14 protein-coding genes are annotated in these 14,806 nt (G+C 56.9%); 9 read left to right on the top strand and 5 right to left on the bottom strand.

Annotated features, from left to right (window positions below; all coding sequences use genetic code 11):
* Positions 1-301: 301 nt before the first annotated feature.
* From ACLBW8_RS06285 to ACLBW8_RS06265, 5 genes are read left to right on the top strand one after another with little or no spacing between them, the layout of a single operon-like run.
* Positions 302-985 carry a hypothetical protein gene (locus tag ACLBW8_RS06285; protein WP_447804910.1) on the top strand — a complete coding sequence of 228 codons (684 nt, stop codon included), beginning with the start codon at positions 302-304 and terminating at the stop codon, positions 983-985.
* 23 nt (positions 986-1,008) lie between these two features.
* Positions 1,009-1,494, top strand: coding sequence for a pyocin knob domain-containing protein (locus tag ACLBW8_RS06280; protein ID WP_447804909.1), 486 nt, complete (start codon positions 1,009-1,011; stop codon positions 1,492-1,494).
* 2 nt (positions 1,495-1,496) lie between these two features.
* Positions 1,497-1,883, top strand: coding sequence for a phage tail protein (locus ACLBW8_RS06275; RefSeq protein ID WP_447804908.1), 387 nt, complete (start codon positions 1,497-1,499; stop codon positions 1,881-1,883).
* A 58-nt stretch (positions 1,884-1,941) separates the two neighbouring features.
* Positions 1,942-2,454, top strand: a complete 513-nt coding sequence (locus ACLBW8_RS06270; protein WP_447804907.1) for a glycoside hydrolase family 24 protein — start codon at positions 1,942-1,944, stop codon at positions 2,452-2,454.
* Complete coding sequence (locus ACLBW8_RS06265; RefSeq protein ID WP_447804906.1) at positions 2,451-2,969, top strand: lysis system i-spanin subunit Rz; 519 nt, start codon at positions 2,451-2,453, stop codon at positions 2,967-2,969. Before ACLBW8_RS06270 ends, ACLBW8_RS06265 begins: the two co-directional genes overlap by 4 nt.
* 1,032 nt (positions 2,970-4,001) lie before the next feature.
* Here the strand turns inward: ACLBW8_RS06265 and ACLBW8_RS06260 are convergent.
* The 5 genes from ACLBW8_RS06260 to ACLBW8_RS06240 form a co-directional block, all read right to left on the bottom strand.
* Positions 4,002-4,328, bottom strand: coding sequence for a hypothetical protein (locus ACLBW8_RS06260; RefSeq protein WP_447804905.1), 327 nt, complete (start codon positions 4,326-4,328; stop codon positions 4,002-4,004).
* 543 nt (positions 4,329-4,871) lie between these two features.
* Positions 4,872-5,675 (bottom strand): glycosyltransferase, encoded by an 804-nt coding sequence (locus ACLBW8_RS06255; RefSeq protein ID WP_447805027.1) that lies wholly within the window; start codon positions 5,673-5,675, stop codon positions 4,872-4,874.
* A gap of 72 nt (positions 5,676-5,747) precedes the next feature.
* Complete coding sequence (locus ACLBW8_RS06250) at positions 5,748-5,957, bottom strand: co-regulatory protein PtrA N-terminal domain-containing protein (RefSeq protein ID WP_193040022.1); 210 nt, start codon at positions 5,955-5,957, stop codon at positions 5,748-5,750.
* Between the two features lie 216 nt (positions 5,958-6,173).
* Positions 6,174-7,568, bottom strand: coding sequence for an ATP-binding protein (locus ACLBW8_RS06245; RefSeq protein ID WP_447804904.1), 1,395 nt, complete (start codon positions 7,566-7,568; stop codon positions 6,174-6,176).
* The gene (locus ACLBW8_RS06240) at positions 7,546-8,238 is read right to left on the bottom strand and encodes a response regulator transcription factor (RefSeq protein WP_193040024.1); all 693 of its coding nucleotides are present in this window, start codon (positions 8,236-8,238) and stop codon (positions 7,546-7,548) included. Before ACLBW8_RS06240 ends, ACLBW8_RS06245 begins: the two co-directional genes overlap by 23 nt.
* Positions 8,239-8,355: 117 nt before the next feature.
* Here ACLBW8_RS06240 and ACLBW8_RS06235 point away from each other — a divergent pair, with 117 nt between their 5' ends.
* The 4 genes from ACLBW8_RS06235 (at position 8,356) to ACLBW8_RS06220 (ending at position 14,804) form a co-directional block, all read left to right on the top strand.
* Positions 8,356-9,045: a response regulator transcription factor gene (locus tag ACLBW8_RS06235; RefSeq protein WP_447804903.1), complete on the top strand. Its 690-nt coding sequence runs from the start codon at positions 8,356-8,358 to the stop codon at positions 9,043-9,045.
* Positions 9,046-9,148: 103 nt separating this feature from the next.
* Positions 9,149-10,567 carry an efflux transporter outer membrane subunit gene (locus ACLBW8_RS06230; RefSeq protein WP_447804902.1) on the top strand — a complete coding sequence of 473 codons (1,419 nt, stop codon included), beginning with the start codon at positions 9,149-9,151 and terminating at the stop codon, positions 10,565-10,567.
* Positions 10,564-11,730, top strand: coding sequence for an efflux RND transporter periplasmic adaptor subunit (locus tag ACLBW8_RS06225; protein ID WP_447804901.1), 1,167 nt, complete (start codon positions 10,564-10,566; stop codon positions 11,728-11,730). Before ACLBW8_RS06230 ends, ACLBW8_RS06225 begins: the two co-directional genes overlap by 4 nt.
* Positions 11,727-14,804: an efflux RND transporter permease subunit gene (locus tag ACLBW8_RS06220; RefSeq protein WP_447804900.1), complete on the top strand. Its 3,078-nt coding sequence runs from the start codon at positions 11,727-11,729 to the stop codon at positions 14,802-14,804. The genes ACLBW8_RS06225 and ACLBW8_RS06220 overlap by 4 nt, the downstream gene beginning before the upstream one ends.
* Positions 14,805-14,806: the final 2 nt, after the last annotated feature.

The following is a 14,806-nucleotide window of genomic DNA, read 5'->3' as shown; positions in this document are numbered from 1 at the left end:
GGAGAGCCGCAACTCTCCCCGACCGCATTTACTATGAGGGTGGCATACACTGCTGACATAAACCCAAGCGCATACCCAGCTGGAAAATACTTTGATATTTCTATTGAGGGGGTTAACTCAAGTAACTCCGCTGCTTTTTGCATTCCGAATAAATCAATAGATAGAAGCTCTGATAAGCAACTTGAGCCAGAAGTTATAAGTGGCGGCGTCAGAGTGTGGCGTACTATACGGGGTGATCCATATGGCACATCTTCATACTCTAATGCTGGAATGCGATTGGTCGTGGTGAGATTTAAATAAAATGACAGATTCGTATGGGTTGATGTTTCAAAATGCTGATGATAATCGGGTGATTCTAGACTCTGAATTTGTACGGTTATCTATTCTGTACTCTGGAAGCTATGCACCTGACGGTGCGAATGGTACAGCTCAAGTCTATTTTCCTAGTCCAATAACTACACAAGAGCAGCCGTTTGTTTTCATTAGGCCAGATCCGGCTAATGGTCCGATTAGCATGCTTCCAGGCCTGTTTGGCTCACCCGGGAATTGGACTGGTTTTGGTATTGGCAAGTACAGTTTGTATAATATAAATCCTGCTGGGAAGTGGTATGTTGCTGGATTTGGTGCAAAGCCTATAAGCGAATATGGCTTAAGGCTCTCTTCATCTTCTGGGGTGACATTGTTTGATAGTGGTACACCAAGTTCTCTTTTTGTAAGGAGTACTAATACTTGGACTTATACTGGCTGGAACTATGATTCTCAAGGAATTACTCGGTGTTATTTTAAGGCGCCCTTTGTTTTGGGTGGTGGCGAATATGTATTAATAAATAATCTCGAGATGCCTCTTTGTGGCTCAGAATTTCGACCAAGGCAGCTATATTTTGTTTGGGATTATCCAAATAATCAAATTACTGCAATTACGGTAGGGGTTGGGAATACAACGTATTTAGGTATTCCCTTAATGGTTGGCAAAATGGTTGTGTGATATTAATTAGGGGGCGTTATTAAATGGCAAGACAAGAGATCATCCTAGGCGCAGCACCAAATGGCTTTGGTGGTGATCCTCCGCGCACCGCAAGCTCCAAAATCAACGCTATGTCTACGGAGCTGTATGCGCGCCAGGCTCTGCTTGGGACGGCGTCTAACGCAACTTTGACGGTGGGTACCTCTGACATAACATCAGGCAGAGTACTCAAGGTTGGAGACTATGGATTTGGCGTTATGCAAGTTTTTAATGATTACGGGTTGGACGTACTTACATCTTTTGGGTACTGCTACATCAACAACGGTTACAGCGCGCCTACAGGTCACCGTTTTGGTTGGCTTTTCTCGCTACCAGTCAGTGACAGTTACGTCATTCAGGAATTCAGGTCGCAAACAGATGGCTCTGTGCATACCAGGGCCAAACTTGCCGGTGTGTGGCAGGCCTGGCGGATGACCTACAACACTGGCAATACCACCCGTGCCGCTGACGGCACCCTGACGGCGATTTGATCATGGCAAGAGCAGCGATAAACATCCTCGGCGCCACGGGCGCTACCTATGACTTCGTTACCGCCGGCGCAGGTCAGGTCGAGTCCTCACGAAAAACAGTGGGTGTGTACCAGGTGACTGGATGCCTGGGCATGGTTCCGTTTCCACCGGCTGATGACGGCTGGGGTTATACGATGAACCAGATCGACAGTCGGGCAGATGTGGACATTCAATTCGAGGAAGGCGTGCTGATGGTGACGGTGACCAAGGACGACAAGCCGTATGACCTGAAGCACATGATCACTCTGCACATCCTGGTGCCCGATTCTCCCGTTGTACCGATGCCGCCTATTGAGGTGCCCGTGCCTGCGGAAGAGCCTCAGCCCCCCGTGGACGATGTCGACGCCTGATCACTGCGCCACTCAAACACAGCCGCCTAGAGCGGTTTTTTTTCGCCTGGAGAAAAGTATGCCGCGCATTTCCGAATCATCTGCGGATAGTCGCAACGTCGCCGCCTTCCTCGACATGCTGGCTTGGTCTGAGCTTGGCGCCGATTACCTGAAGCGTTCCGACGATGGTTACAACGTCATTGTGACGGGCACCGATGGCAAGCTCGAGCTGTTCACCGACTACGGCAATCACCCGTTTGCCGGCGGCCGCAAGTCTAAGGCAATCAACAGCAAAGGGCTCACGTCGAATGCCTCGGGCCGCTACCAGCAAATGCTGAAGGACTGGCCGCATTACCGCGACCAACTCAAGCTGCAGGACTTTGGCCCGATCAGCCAGGACCAGATCGCGATTCAGCATATCCGTGAATGCCGCGCGCTGGATGACGTCAAGGCCGGACGCATCGTTCAAGCGGTATCGAAGTGCCGAAACATCTGGGCGAGCCTTCCGGGTGCCGGCTACAACCAGCGCGAGCACCGTATCGAAGATCTGGCGGCTCAGTACGTCTCGGCGGGCGGGGTGCTGGCAACATGACGTCCGGGCAAATCCTGGCCGCGATCCTGCTGGCCATGGCCATCAGCGCCGCTGGCACCTGGCAGGTTCAGGACTGGCGGATGGGCGAGCGGCTCGCCGAGCAGGGCGCCGCGCACCAGAAAGTCCTGGACACAATCACTGGTGAGGCTTGGCGTCAGCAGATAGCCGAGCAGGACAAGCGCCTGGCCACCGAGCATCTGCTCGCAGCCCAGGACCAACAACACACTCGAGAGCTCTCCGATGCCCAACATAATCAGGCCGCTCTGCGCGATCGCCTTGCCACTGCTGATGTGCAGTTGTCAGTCCTTCTCGACGCGACCGATTCAGCCAGTGGCTGCAACGTGCCTCCCACTTCCGGCGCCCCCAGCGTGGTTCATGCAGCCCGTAGAGCCCAACTTGACCCAGCGCATGCTCAAAGAATTATCGGCATCACCGACGACGGCGACAAAGGACTGATCGCGTTACGGGCATGCCAGGCGTACATCAGGACGGTTAAATCTCAGGCAATAAAATAGCAAATCTCCTACATTTTCGATTTGTTTTGCGTGGTACAAACTTATTCAAAAAAGGGGGATTTGATCATGGGGTTGCGATGGACAGCGATTACGGTGCTTCTATTCCTTTGTTGGGCGCTATTTTTGGCGCTTCTAATAGTAAAACCCTTCATAAGAACCTGATATTTCCAGCACGTGGGGTATGTGTCTGTCAGGTGGATTGGCGGGTGATTTTATCTGCCGACCTTCTTCCTATGGCCTAGAAATGGGAATGCCGTTTTTGTGATGGTCCCGTCCCAGCAACCCTCGTTTGGCAGGCATAGTGTGGTAATGGTTTGCCGAGCCAACTCAAGCAAAACTCATCTACTTCCACCCATGATTCGCCAGGCGATAGCTGGCATCGGATGAGTAGTGAGCAGACGCCGTTTTGATCGATTTTGGCGAAGCTCCGAAATTTATGCGGGTGAGGGGGGAAGAGCTTAAGCCACAGCATGATGATCACCTTAATGATAGCTATCTATGTATAGCCAAATTCCGGGCTGAGGCTAGTAAATCATTGACTTTTTGTACAAGCTTCAGGTTAGTGGTGCAGGTGCATTCCTAGCATGTGCGCGCAGTTGTCTTGAGTTACTTCATGCTGCACGTGAGTGTCTAAACAAAAATTCGTTACCCCAAAAACGACAGCCTTGTTCGGGTACACGATCGGCAGATATGCTCGGCACTTTCCTTGAGCATTAGCGTGATCTTACAATTCCGGAGCCAGTTCCGGTGTCGACGCAAAGGCCCAGCAGTCGTCAATATCCACGATGCCAACGGCGCTGTTGGCGTGCTTCATTCGGTCCGTTGTGGGCAACGAATTATCGCCATTACCGGCGGTGGGGGCCGAGGATTGGTCGCGCTAAGGGCTTGCAAGGCGTATGTGCGTGAACTGAACAACTAGAATCAGATAATGCCAGCATTCTAGAATCGCCAGTCAGGGCTGGTGCGCCTCTAATGCAGCTTACAAGTCCTGCATAAGCAGGGCTTGCAAGCTTTGAGTGTTGCGCTAGAGCTCTAAGCTTTGGTGTTTATGCGTTCACCGGTTATCTGCCCGTTACCGTTAACGACTCCAGAAGCAGGCGCTGCTGCATCAGTTTTATGATGTTGATGCTGTTGGATCAACCGCTGAGCCTGATGATCACCGTGTACTGCTTCTTGAGCAGTCTGCGCGGCGGTTTCGGTTGCCTCTTTTAGCACTGCTGTCACGTTGCTGGCGGCGGGAGCTGCCGTGGCGGTGGATACGTTGGTGGGTTGATTGCTCGTGGCGGGAGGAGGAGTTTGGGCGGGTTTTTGCCCATTAAGGATTACTGGGTTTGGCGCGGATACTGCTCCGATAGACATAGGTGACTCCCTACTGAATGAGTTGCGCAAGCGTAATTATTTATTTTGGTTCAGCGCTATTTTTTTCATTTCTGTGCTTCAGGATTTTCAGTTTGTCCTCGTTGATGTGTATCTGAGTGAGATTTCAGATTAGGCGCGTCTCTGTAATGGCTATGTGATGTCTAGGTGAAAACTTTGTTTGTCCGTATTACTTCTAATGGTGGGTGATGGACATCCACGCATCCCATATCGCAGCAAACGAGGACTGATCTCCTTGAGGGCGTGCCAGGCATATGTGCGAGCAATTGCGAACTGATCGCACTGAACTACTCTTCTCGTGGGCGTTCGTATTGCGATCATTCGTTTTTGATAGGGCACCATGGATAAGCGGCTCGCAGGTCTTTCGTTTCTGCTAACCCTCTGCTGGGTAGTCACGGTTGTGGCTGTTTGAATCGCTATCTGTCGGATATGGATTTGGCGGATCGGGCAAGCCAGTAGACCGGACTGCGCCTAGTAGGCAACGGCGCAAGACGCCGCCAAAGGTCAAAATGTCTACATGCGGTTTTATCCATTCACCAGACCCTCAGATTTTTTGCCTTGGGTAATCTGCTCGTACATCCGGACCCTGCGGTGATTGCGCGCGTAACCGCCCATAGCCGAAACGGTGCCGCTTTGAATGTGATCCAGGTAACGGAACATCTTTCGCGGTGAAATAGAACGCACCTGATAGCCCAAGGCAGTCATTCGATCCTGCAGTTCATAACCCGGATTACGTTCATCCATTTGAAAGTGAAAGCCGTGTTGCTTGATGAACGCCACATTCCACAGTGTGCAAAAGCTCTTCAGGTGTACTTCTCGATACGGCTTGGGCTCTCTCGCCTGAACGCCGAGTGCCAGCAAACTCCGTCGGGCGTAGTGCTTGCAAAAACGTGAGGCCAGGCGCCAGGCCGAGCGAACGATCCCCCGATCTAGCTGCTCCAGGCATCCGACGGCAGCCACGTCGCGTTGTTCCGTGCATTGGTCGAGCATTATGGCGAACACTTCCGGATCGTAAATGAAGGTATCGGTGTGCAACAGAAACAGATAGTCGGTTTCAACCTGTGCCAAAGCGAGATCCAGAGCACGTCCATGGGCAATGTTTCCGGCTTCGGGGCCTGTGTGCTTGCGTTCGATCAGCTCAATCCAGTCCAGCGAGCGCAAGTACTCGCTGCTTGCATCGTCGGAGTGGTTATCCACCACAATCACCGGAACATTTGTCCCTCGCAGAGCCTCCTGCAGAAGCATCAGACAGGTTTTGGTCAGATCAAGTGTTTTGTAGTTAACCAACACAATGCTGTAGTTGGCGGTCGCTGGAATTGGACGAGTCATAGTTTGTGGTACCTCGATGATTTCACCGATATCGCGCAACACCGTTCTTAATGGTGACGGACGTTCACACGGTCAGTTCGAACGCGAGGCGTCACTGGTGGAGGCGTTCTGGTTGCTGGCAGTGGCTGCAGCCGTGGCAGACTCTGACTGTTGAAACGAGGCCATGGCGGTTGCCCTTGCCGCTTCCATTTTGTCCATCACGGTATCGCCACCGCCTTCTGCCATTGCGGCGACGGAAGCGGTCATCAAGGTCACGATCAAAAGGGCTTTAAGGCTGTTCATGAGTGTTTTCCAGTAGTGAGTTGAGCCAACACAATGTTTGTTGGCTTGAACTCATCTTGACGCTCACGGCCTTTCGCCCTGTTCTCCGCAAAATGAATTTTTCGACAGGTTGGCGGCGAAGCTGGATTTTTTGAGGACGAGGGGGAGATAAATACGCCGGGAGGTTTTGTCGCGTAGCGTGTTTCGGCTCACGCTCAGCCAACCCCAAAAACCTGATCAGACAATGCCAAGTGACGCGGATGGCCCCGTCGACCCCGTCTTGCCAAGCAGTTCGATGCGACAGCCAGGCGCCGCATCACTGACTGTCAGCTTGAGTTCGTGTAGGCGCGCAACGGCGGTGACCATGCTCAACCCCAGGCCATTACCCGGTGTGTTTCGGCTCGCTTCGGCACGGTACAACCGACGAAACACGGCTTCGCGCTCACCTTCGGCAATGCCCGGTCCGTTGTCTGTGACACAAATTCCGACCGACCCAAGATTGGCGATTACGGTCAGGTTAACTTGGCTATCGTCGGGACAGAACTTGATGGCGTTATCCAGCAGATTGCAGAGCGCATCAAATAATAACTGTGCGTCTCCGGCGATGACGGCAGGACCCTGACTTTTATTGAGCGTGAGGCTGATGCCACGTTCTTCTGCCAACGGCTCATAGAGTTCGGTGGCGTCGGCACTGATCAGGTTCAGATCCAGCGGCGCGAAGTGACTGCGGCGGGCGCTGTTTTCGATTTCCGAGATACGCAGCAACGCCTTGAAGGTCAGAAGCAGTGCCTTGGCTTCGACCAGTGCCGCGTCGATGCTGGCGGCATATTGTGCTTCATCGAGACCGCGGCGTTGGGTGCGCTCCAGCCCGGCGATCAACCGAGTCAGAGGGGTGCGCAGGTCGTGAGCGATGTCGTCGCACACGCCTTTGACCTCGTTCATCAAGCGTTCCAGCTCATCGAGCATGCCGTTGACCACGGAGGCGAGGCGGTCGATGTCGTCGTTGTTGCCCTGGATGGGCAAGCGGCCGGTCAATTCGCCTTCGATGATCCCCTTAATCGAGCTACTGACCTTGTCCAGGCGTCGGTGGGCCGAGTAACCCAGTACAACCGCGCCAAACAGGCCGACCACCAGCAGCAGCACGCCACCGGAAACCAATGCCTTGATCAGCAGTTCGTCAAATTCGCGTATGTCGTGGATGTCCTGGGCTACCAGCAAGGTCTTGCCGTCGGCCAAGTGATGGACAATGAAGCGTATCGGGCGCTGATGACCGCTGGGCTTGCGCCAATCGAACTCCTGAGGTTTGTCGTAGGCGGAGAAGGGCGGCAATTGCTGGATGGCCCCGGCGATGAACTGGCCTTGTGCGTCGAACAGGCTCTGGGGAACGCGCGCTTCGGTATCCTGCTCGGCGTGATTGCGTATTTCCCTGAGTTGTAACTCTGTATTCTGTGCACTGCGGGTTTCTACCTGGCGATACAGCGCGGTATCCGCTTCGGCTTTCAGGTAGAACGCTGTTTGCCAATAGACATAGCCGAACAGTGCGAGAAACGAACAGCCGAACAGTCCGAGAAACAGCAGGCCGGTGCGAAAACTGATGGTCCGCGGAATCTCACTCAGGCGAACGGAGGACATAACCGGCTCCACGAATGGTATGGATCATCGACGGTTCGTTTTCGTCGTCGATCTTGCGTCGCAAACGGCCCATGTGGACTTCGATGACGTTGGTGCGCTCATCGTAGGCGTAGTTCCAGACCGCTTCGAACAGCATGGTGCGGGTGACCACTTGCCCTGCATGGCGCATCAAGTGTTCCAGCAACGCGTACTCACGGGGCACCAGATCAATGACACTGTCACCACGCCGGACCACCCGGCTCAACAGGTCGACCTCCAGATTGCCGACCCGCAAGCGTGTTTCCCGAGCTTCGGAGACCGGTTCGGCGCGGCGACGGTTCAACGCATCCAGCCGTGCGGTGAGCTCGATGAATTCGAAGGGTTTGGTCAGGTAATCATCACCGCCTGCGCGCAGGCCGCGAACCCTTTCGTCCAGCGCACTCAAGGCGCTGAGGATCAGCACCGGGGTGCTCACGCTTGCCGCCCGTAATGCGGTCAGTACGCCAAGTCCATCGAGGCCGCCGGGTAGCATGCGATCCAGGACGATCAGATCGAACGGTTCACTCAGGGCCTTGAGCAGACCTTCGCGACCATTGTGGACGCAGCTCACGGTGAAGCCGTGGTCACACAGCGCCGCTTCGATTTCGCGGCAGGTAAGCAAGTCGTCTTCGACGACTAGAACATGGGTCATGGCAGATGAACCGCTCACATAATCGGGCAGAGATGGCATAGTGTGACAAAGCCTGCGGCTATGCCACGTTCCCGCCAGGTAAATAAAAGTTTAGGTTGGATTTCTGGAGGCGGTACCTTGCGCATTCTTGTGGTTGAAGATGACGCCCAGACCGCGGCTTACCTGTTACGTGGGTTGAGCGAAAGTGGTCACATCGTCGATATCGCCAGCGATGGCAATAGTGGGCTGGGCATGGCCCTGGAGCAAATCCATGATGCGCTGATCGTCGACCGCCGCTTGCCCGGCCTCGACGGTGTTGGCCTGGTCAAGGCTCTGCGAGCGCAACATTTGCGGGTGCCGATCCTGATGCTCAGTGCGCAGGCGTCCACCACCGACAAGGTTGAAGGCCTGCAGGCCGGTTGCGATGATTATCTGGCCAAGCCTTACGCGTTCGCCGAAGTACTGGCGCGGCTCGATGCTTTGCTGCGCGGGCGCGAACAGACGACGAGGCCCGCGCGTCAGTTGCAAGTCGGTGAGCTGCAACTCGACTGCGCCACACGCACCGCGGTACGTCAGGGCCGAGTCATTGCCTTGCAGCATCGCGAGGCGCTTTTGCTGGAGAAGCTCATGCGCCACAGCGGTCAGGTGGTGACCCGCGACATGCTGCTCGACAGCGCCTGGGACTACTCTTTCGACCCCAACGACAACGTCATCGATAAACATATCCATCGCTTGCGGCGCAAACTCGATGAAGGTTTCGACTATTCGCTGATCAAGACCATTCCCGGTGCCGGCTACAGCTTTCAGGAGATGCCGGAGCAAGGCTAAACAAAAATTTATCTGCCGACGAACGCTCTGGCAGGCACTCCTCGCTATCTTCTGCCCATTCGTGGCTTGCTCCACACAGGATTTAGCGGGGGATGGCTTGCCCATGTCGGTAACAACTTTGGTGGCACGCCGCAGGCGGGTTACGTGTCTTTCATCCGTGGCGTTGACGTTGTTCGGCATGCTCATGCTTGACGGCTGCTCGATGGTCCCGCAGTACCAGCAACCCGAGTTGCCCCTGGCGCAACAGTTCAATGGTCCGACAGACAGCTCGGCGGCTGAGGGCGGCCAGTGGTGGCGCGAGTTTCGCTGCGCCGAACTCGACTCATTGATCGCCCGGGGGCAGGCCTCCAACTACACCCTCAAGGCGGCGGTCAGCCGCATCGATGAAGCCCGTGCTTCGGCGCACGTGGCCGGGGCGGCGCAATATCCGGCGCTGAATCTGGGAGGCAATTACCAGCGACAGAACAATTACGGCTCCACGGAAAAACGTAGCGTATTTGCCGAAGCCACCTATGAAGTGGATTTCTGGGGCAAACAGCGCGCTGCCGCTGACTCCGCCGATGCGTTGGCCAATGCCACAGTATTTGATGCGCAAACCCTGCGCATGAGCCTGAGTGCGAGCATTGCCGACCGCTACTTTGAGGTGCTGTCTCTGGAGGACCGGCTGCGTCTGGCCCAATCCATTGCCGACGATGCGCGACAGGTGCTGGATTTGGTGGAAGTCCAGGCCAGTCAGGGCGCCGTGTCGAATCTGGAAGTCGCCCAGCAGCGCAATGCCATGCAGACCTTTGAAGCGGCGATGCCGCCCCTGCGGCAACAACGGGACCTGGCGCTCTACCAACTGGCCGTTTTGGTGGGGGCGCAGCCCGAGGGCTTTCATCTGCAGGGAAACGGGCTGAAAACCCTGCAAGTGCCGCAGCCTTCGACTGGCCTGCCGATTGGTTTGTTGCGTCAGCGCCCAGACATCCAGGCCGCCGAAGCACGGCTGAAATCCGCCAATTTCGACGTGGGCGTTGCCCGCGCCGCGTTTTTACCGAACCTGTCCCTGGACCTGCTGGGTGGCATCGATACGCTCGCCGGCGGCCAGATCTGGAGCGTCATCGGCACGCTCAGCCAACCGGTGTTTGCCGGCGGTCAGCTCAAGGGTCAACTGCATTTCGATCAGGCCCATGTCCAGGAGCTGGCATCGAGTTATCGCGAGTCGATCATCGAAGCGCTGCAGGATGTTGAAACCCAGCTTAGTGCGGCCCGCGAACTCGATAAAAGCTACGTCCTGAACCAGTCCGCCGTGGACTCTGCCCGCGAAGCTGCACGTCTGGCGCAGGTTCGCTACCGACTCGGCTCGACCGATTTCCAGACACTGCTGATCGTCGAACGCACCCAATACCAGGCCGAAGACACGCTGTTACAGGTACGCCTCCAGCATTTGCAGGCCGCTGTCGGCCTGTTCCGCGCCTTGGGCGGGGATTTCTCGCCGAACACCCTTACTTCCAGTTCTTCTGCTCAGGTTGCTCACCCATGAATGCCTTGAACCCACGTCGTCGCGTTATGTTCGCAGGGGGAGTGGTGCTCTCGCTGGCCGCTCTCATCGGCGGCTTTCAATGGAACCGTCAAGCCCATGCCGCACCGGTGCAGGTCGATGCCGGCGCCGTGCCGGTGCAGATGAGCCAGGTCAGCCGCCAGGACCTGCCCGTCTGGATCAGCGCCATCGGTAACGTACAGCCGCTCAACAGCGTGAATGTGCGGGTGAGGGTGGACGGTGAGCTGCAAAAAGTCCTGTTCAACGAAGGGCAGACTGTCACCGCTGGCAGCTTGCTGGCGGTCATCGACCCGCGGGTTTTTCAGGCACAGGTAGCCCAGGCACAGGCCTTGGTGGCCAAGGATCAAGCGCAACTGGCTAACCTGAAGGTTAACCTGGACCGGGCCGGCAAACTGGCCGCCGCCAAGGCCGGGCCGACCCAGGACGTCGACACCTACCGCGCCCAACTGGCCGCCCAGCAGGCCACCTTACAGGCCGATCAAGCGGGATTGGATGTGGCGCGCCTGCAACTGGAGTTCACCCAGGTTAAGGCACCGTTGACCGGTCGTACCGGCCAGCGCCTGCTGGACGTCGGAGCGATTGCCCACGGCGCCGAAGCCACCGGGTTGGTGACCATTACCCAGATGAACCCGATTTCCGTGGCCTTCGCCGTATCTCAGGACGAACTGGCGGAAATTCTCGAAGAAAACGCCAAAGGCGCATTGCAGGTGGTGGCGATGACCCGCGATGGAAAACAGGAAATCGCCCGCGGCCATTTGAGTTTTATCGACAGTCAGGTCACCGCCGCCAGTGGCCAGATTCAGCTCAAGGCGCAATTCGACAATGGCGCTGCGAAACTCTGGCCGGGCGAGTTGGTGAGCGCGCGGTTGCTGGTGCAGACGCATAAGGACGTGGCCGTGGTCCCGGCTGAAGCGGTGCAGTTGGGACGTCAGGGTAACTTCGTCTATGTGGTGGATGCTGATCAACGGGTGCAACCGCGTCTGGTCGATGCCGCCACGGTCGTCGATGGCAAGCAGTGGATTCGCCAGGGTCTGACGGCCGGTGAAACCGTGGTGGTGCAGGGCCAGTCCCGCGTCGCGCCGGGGCTGAAGGTCACGCGGGTCAAGGCCAACACCACCGCCGATTTGGCGGAGGCCGCCCGATGAATGCGCTGGCCGGATTGATTCAAAGGCGCGTGGGGCTGAGTCTGCTGGCCATCGGGGTCTTGCTGCTCGGTACCTTTGCTTACTTTCATCTGCCTGTGGCGCCGCTGCCGACGGTGGATTTTCCGACCATTCAGGTCACCGCCAAACTCTCCGGGGCAAGCGCCGAAACCATGGCGTCTTCGGTGGCGACGCCCTTGGAACGCGCTTTTGCGGCCGTGCCGCAAGTGACGTCGATGACCTCGTCGAGTGCGGCGGGTAAAACCCAGGTGGTACTGCAATTCGATCTGTCGCGAGACATCGATGGGGCAGCGCAGGATGTGCAAACAGCGATCAACACAGCCACGCCGAATCTGCCCAAGACCATGTCCAGCGCACCGACCTTTAACAAGGTCAATCCGGCCGAAGGTACAGTGATGTCGCTGGCCGTGACGTCACCCGTGCGCACGTTGCCAGAGCTGGACCGCTACGCCGACAACTACATTGCCCAGCGCTTGTCGCAAATGCCCGGTGTCGGCCTGGTGGATTTTCACGGAGAACAGAAACCGGCGGTGCGGGTACAGATCGATCCCGATGCGCTGGCCGCTCGCGGCCTGACCCTGGAGGATGTGCGCAGTGTGATCGGCGTCAGCACCCTTGATCAGCCCAAGGGCACCCTCGATGGCCAAAGCCGTTCGATCACCCTTGGTGCGACCGATCAATTGCTGGACCCACAGCACTATCGTGATCAGGTTATCGCCTATAAGAGCGGCATGCCGATCAAGCTCGGTGACCTGGGGCGGGTGATTGCCGGCGCCGAGGACACGCAACAAGCTGCGCAATTGGGTGCCGAGCCAACGGTTATCGTCGACATCCACAAACAGCCTGGTTTCAACCTGTTGTCGACCATCGCCACCATCAAGGCCAAGCTGCCCGAACTGACCGCCTCGTTGCCGCGAGACGTACAGGTACAGGTGGTTGGTGACCGCACCCAGACCATCGAAGCCTCGGTCAACGACATGCAGTTCACCTTGCTGCTGTCGATTGCGCTGGTGGTCGTGGTGATCTTTGTGTTTCTGCGCAAAGCCACGGCAACGCTGATTCCCAGCCTGACCATCCCGCTGTCTCTGGTGGCCACGTTCGGGGTGATGTACTTGTTAGGCTATAGCCTCGACAACCTGTCGATCATGGGCCTGGCGATTGCCGTAGGGTTTGTGGTGGACGATGCCATCGTGGTCATGGAAAACATTGTCCGGCATCTGGAAATGGGCAAGTCGCGCCTGCAATCGGCGGTCGATGGTTTGCGCGAGGTGGCGTTTACCATTGTCTCGATGACGGTGTCGCTGATCGCGGTGTTCCTTCCGATCCTGTTGATGTCCGGCATTGTCGGGCGCTTGATGCGTGAGTTTGCGGTGACCGTCAGCGTCGCGATTATCATGTCCGGCATCGTTTCCCTGACCATCACACCCATGCTCTGTGCGTGGCTGCTCAAACCCCATGCCTATCATGAAGAGGGGCGCTTTGCCCAGGCGTGCGAGCGGGTGTTCGAAGACCTGCACAACGGTTATCGCCGTAGCCTGGATTGGGTGCTGGACCATCAGCGCATCACCATGGCGGTGGCCATCGCAACAATGGTGGCGACGGCGGTGCTGTATGTCGGCATCCCCAAGGGCTTCTTCCCGCAACAGGACAACGGCTTGATCCAAGGTGTGGCCGAAGCAGCGGCTGATATTTCACCCATCGCGATGCGTGCACAGGTCAACCGCGCTGCCGCCATCATCGGCCAGGACCCGGCGGTGGCCCGGGTGTATTTCTGGATCGGCCCGAATCCGACTGTGAGCCAGGGCAAGGTGATGATCAACCTGAAGCCGTTCAGCGAGCGCACCGCCAGCGCCGCCGAAGTTATCCGTCGCCTGCAACCGGCGCTCGACCGGTTATCCGGAGTCAAAGTGTTCATGCAGGCCAACCAGGACATCCAGATTGGTGGTCGTGCCAGCAAGACCCAATACCAGTACACCCTGCAAGATCCGGACAGTGTCGAACTGGATCACTGGAGCGGTGTGCTGCTGGAGAAGCTCAAGAGTTTGCCGCAGTTGCAGCACGTAACGTCGGACCAGCAACAGGCCATCGCCCAATCGACCCTGGTGATCGACCGTTCCACCGCTGCACGGCTGGGCGTAACGGTGCAGGCCATCGATGACGTGCTGTACGACGCCTTCGGTCAGCGACAGATTGCGACGATGTTCACGCAGCTCGATCAGAACCACGTGATTCTTGAACTCGACCCGAGCTGGCAAACGTCCACCGCCACCCTTGAGCATTTATTTGTCCGCGCAAGTTCCGGCGCCCTGGTGCCGCTGAACCTGCTGGCCAGCGTCAAGACCGAACAAGTGCCGATCATCATCAACCACCAGGGTGTGTTCCCAGCCATTACCCTGTCGTTCGACCTCGCGCCCGGCCATGCCCTGAGTGAAGCGGTCACCGCGATCAATCAGGCGTCCCTGGCCGTAGCAATGCCCGACACCGTGCTGGGCAGTTTCCAGGGCACCGCCCAGGCCTTCCAGGACTCATTGAAGTCACAACCCTGGCTGATTCTAGCGGCGATCCTCACGGTCTACATCGTACTGGGTGTGCTGTACGAGAATGCGATTCACCCCCTGACCATCCTTTCGACTTTGCCTTCCGCCGGTTTCGGCGCACTGCTGGCATTGATGCTCTGCGGTCAGGATCTGTCGGTGCTGGGGATGATCGGCATCATTTTGCTGATCGGTATCGTCAAGAAGAACGCAATTATGATCGTCGATTTCACGTTGCAGGCCCAGCAGCGGGGTCTGTCGCCCCGGCAAGCGGTGCGCGAAGGTTGCCTAATGCGCTTGCGGCCGATACTGATGACATCCCTGGCGGCTTTGCTCGGCGCGTTGCCTCTGGCGTTCGGGCACGGCGCCGGCTCCGAGTTGCGCCAGCCATTGGGCATTGCGATTGTCGGTGGCTTGGCGGTGTCGCAAATTCTGACGCTGTACACTACGCCGGTGGTCTATCTGTGGTTTGAACGCTGGCGTCGAAAAACACTGCTCAACAGCGCTGAGGTTCCGGTTTGAAA

The sequence above is a fragment of the Pseudomonas sp. M5A4_2d genome, from assembly GCF_053345295.1.
Note: the sequence above shows the minus strand (reverse complement) of the source record. Positions and strands in the feature narration are given on the sequence as shown.

Bases quoted from the DNA above. Each gene is read 5' to 3' on its own strand.
- ACLBW8_RS06250 (WP_193040022.1), bottom strand. From the start codon at position 5,957: ATGAACAGCCTTAAAGCCCTTTTGATCGTGACCTTGATGACCGCTTCC.
- ACLBW8_RS06260 (WP_447804905.1), bottom strand. From the start codon at position 4,328: ATGTCTATCGGAGCAGTATCCGCGCCAAACCCAGTAATCCTTAATGGG.
- ACLBW8_RS06230 (WP_447804902.1), top strand. From the start codon at position 9,149: ATGTCGGTAACAACTTTGGTGGCACGCCGCAGGCGGGTTACGTGTCTT.
- ACLBW8_RS06255 (WP_447805027.1), bottom strand. From the start codon at position 5,675: ATGACTCGTCCAATTCCAGCGACCGCCAACTACAGCATTGTGTTGGTT.
- ACLBW8_RS06270 (WP_447804907.1), top strand. From the start codon at position 1,942: ATGCCGCGCATTTCCGAATCATCTGCGGATAGTCGCAACGTCGCCGCC.
- ACLBW8_RS06285 (WP_447804910.1), top strand. From the start codon at position 302: ATGACAGATTCGTATGGGTTGATGTTTCAAAATGCTGATGATAATCGG.
- ACLBW8_RS06225 (WP_447804901.1), top strand. From the start codon at position 10,564: ATGAATGCCTTGAACCCACGTCGTCGCGTTATGTTCGCAGGGGGAGTG.
- ACLBW8_RS06220 (WP_447804900.1), top strand. From the start codon at position 11,727: ATGAATGCGCTGGCCGGATTGATTCAAAGGCGCGTGGGGCTGAGTCTG.
- ACLBW8_RS06275 (WP_447804908.1), top strand. From the start codon at position 1,497: ATGGCAAGAGCAGCGATAAACATCCTCGGCGCCACGGGCGCTACCTAT.
- ACLBW8_RS06280 (WP_447804909.1), top strand. From the start codon at position 1,009: ATGGCAAGACAAGAGATCATCCTAGGCGCAGCACCAAATGGCTTTGGT.
- ACLBW8_RS06265 (WP_447804906.1), top strand. From the start codon at position 2,451: ATGACGTCCGGGCAAATCCTGGCCGCGATCCTGCTGGCCATGGCCATC.
- ACLBW8_RS06245 (WP_447804904.1), bottom strand. From the start codon at position 7,568: ATGTCCTCCGTTCGCCTGAGTGAGATTCCGCGGACCATCAGTTTTCGC.
- ACLBW8_RS06240 (WP_193040024.1), bottom strand. From the start codon at position 8,238: ATGACCCATGTTCTAGTCGTCGAAGACGACTTGCTTACCTGCCGCGAA.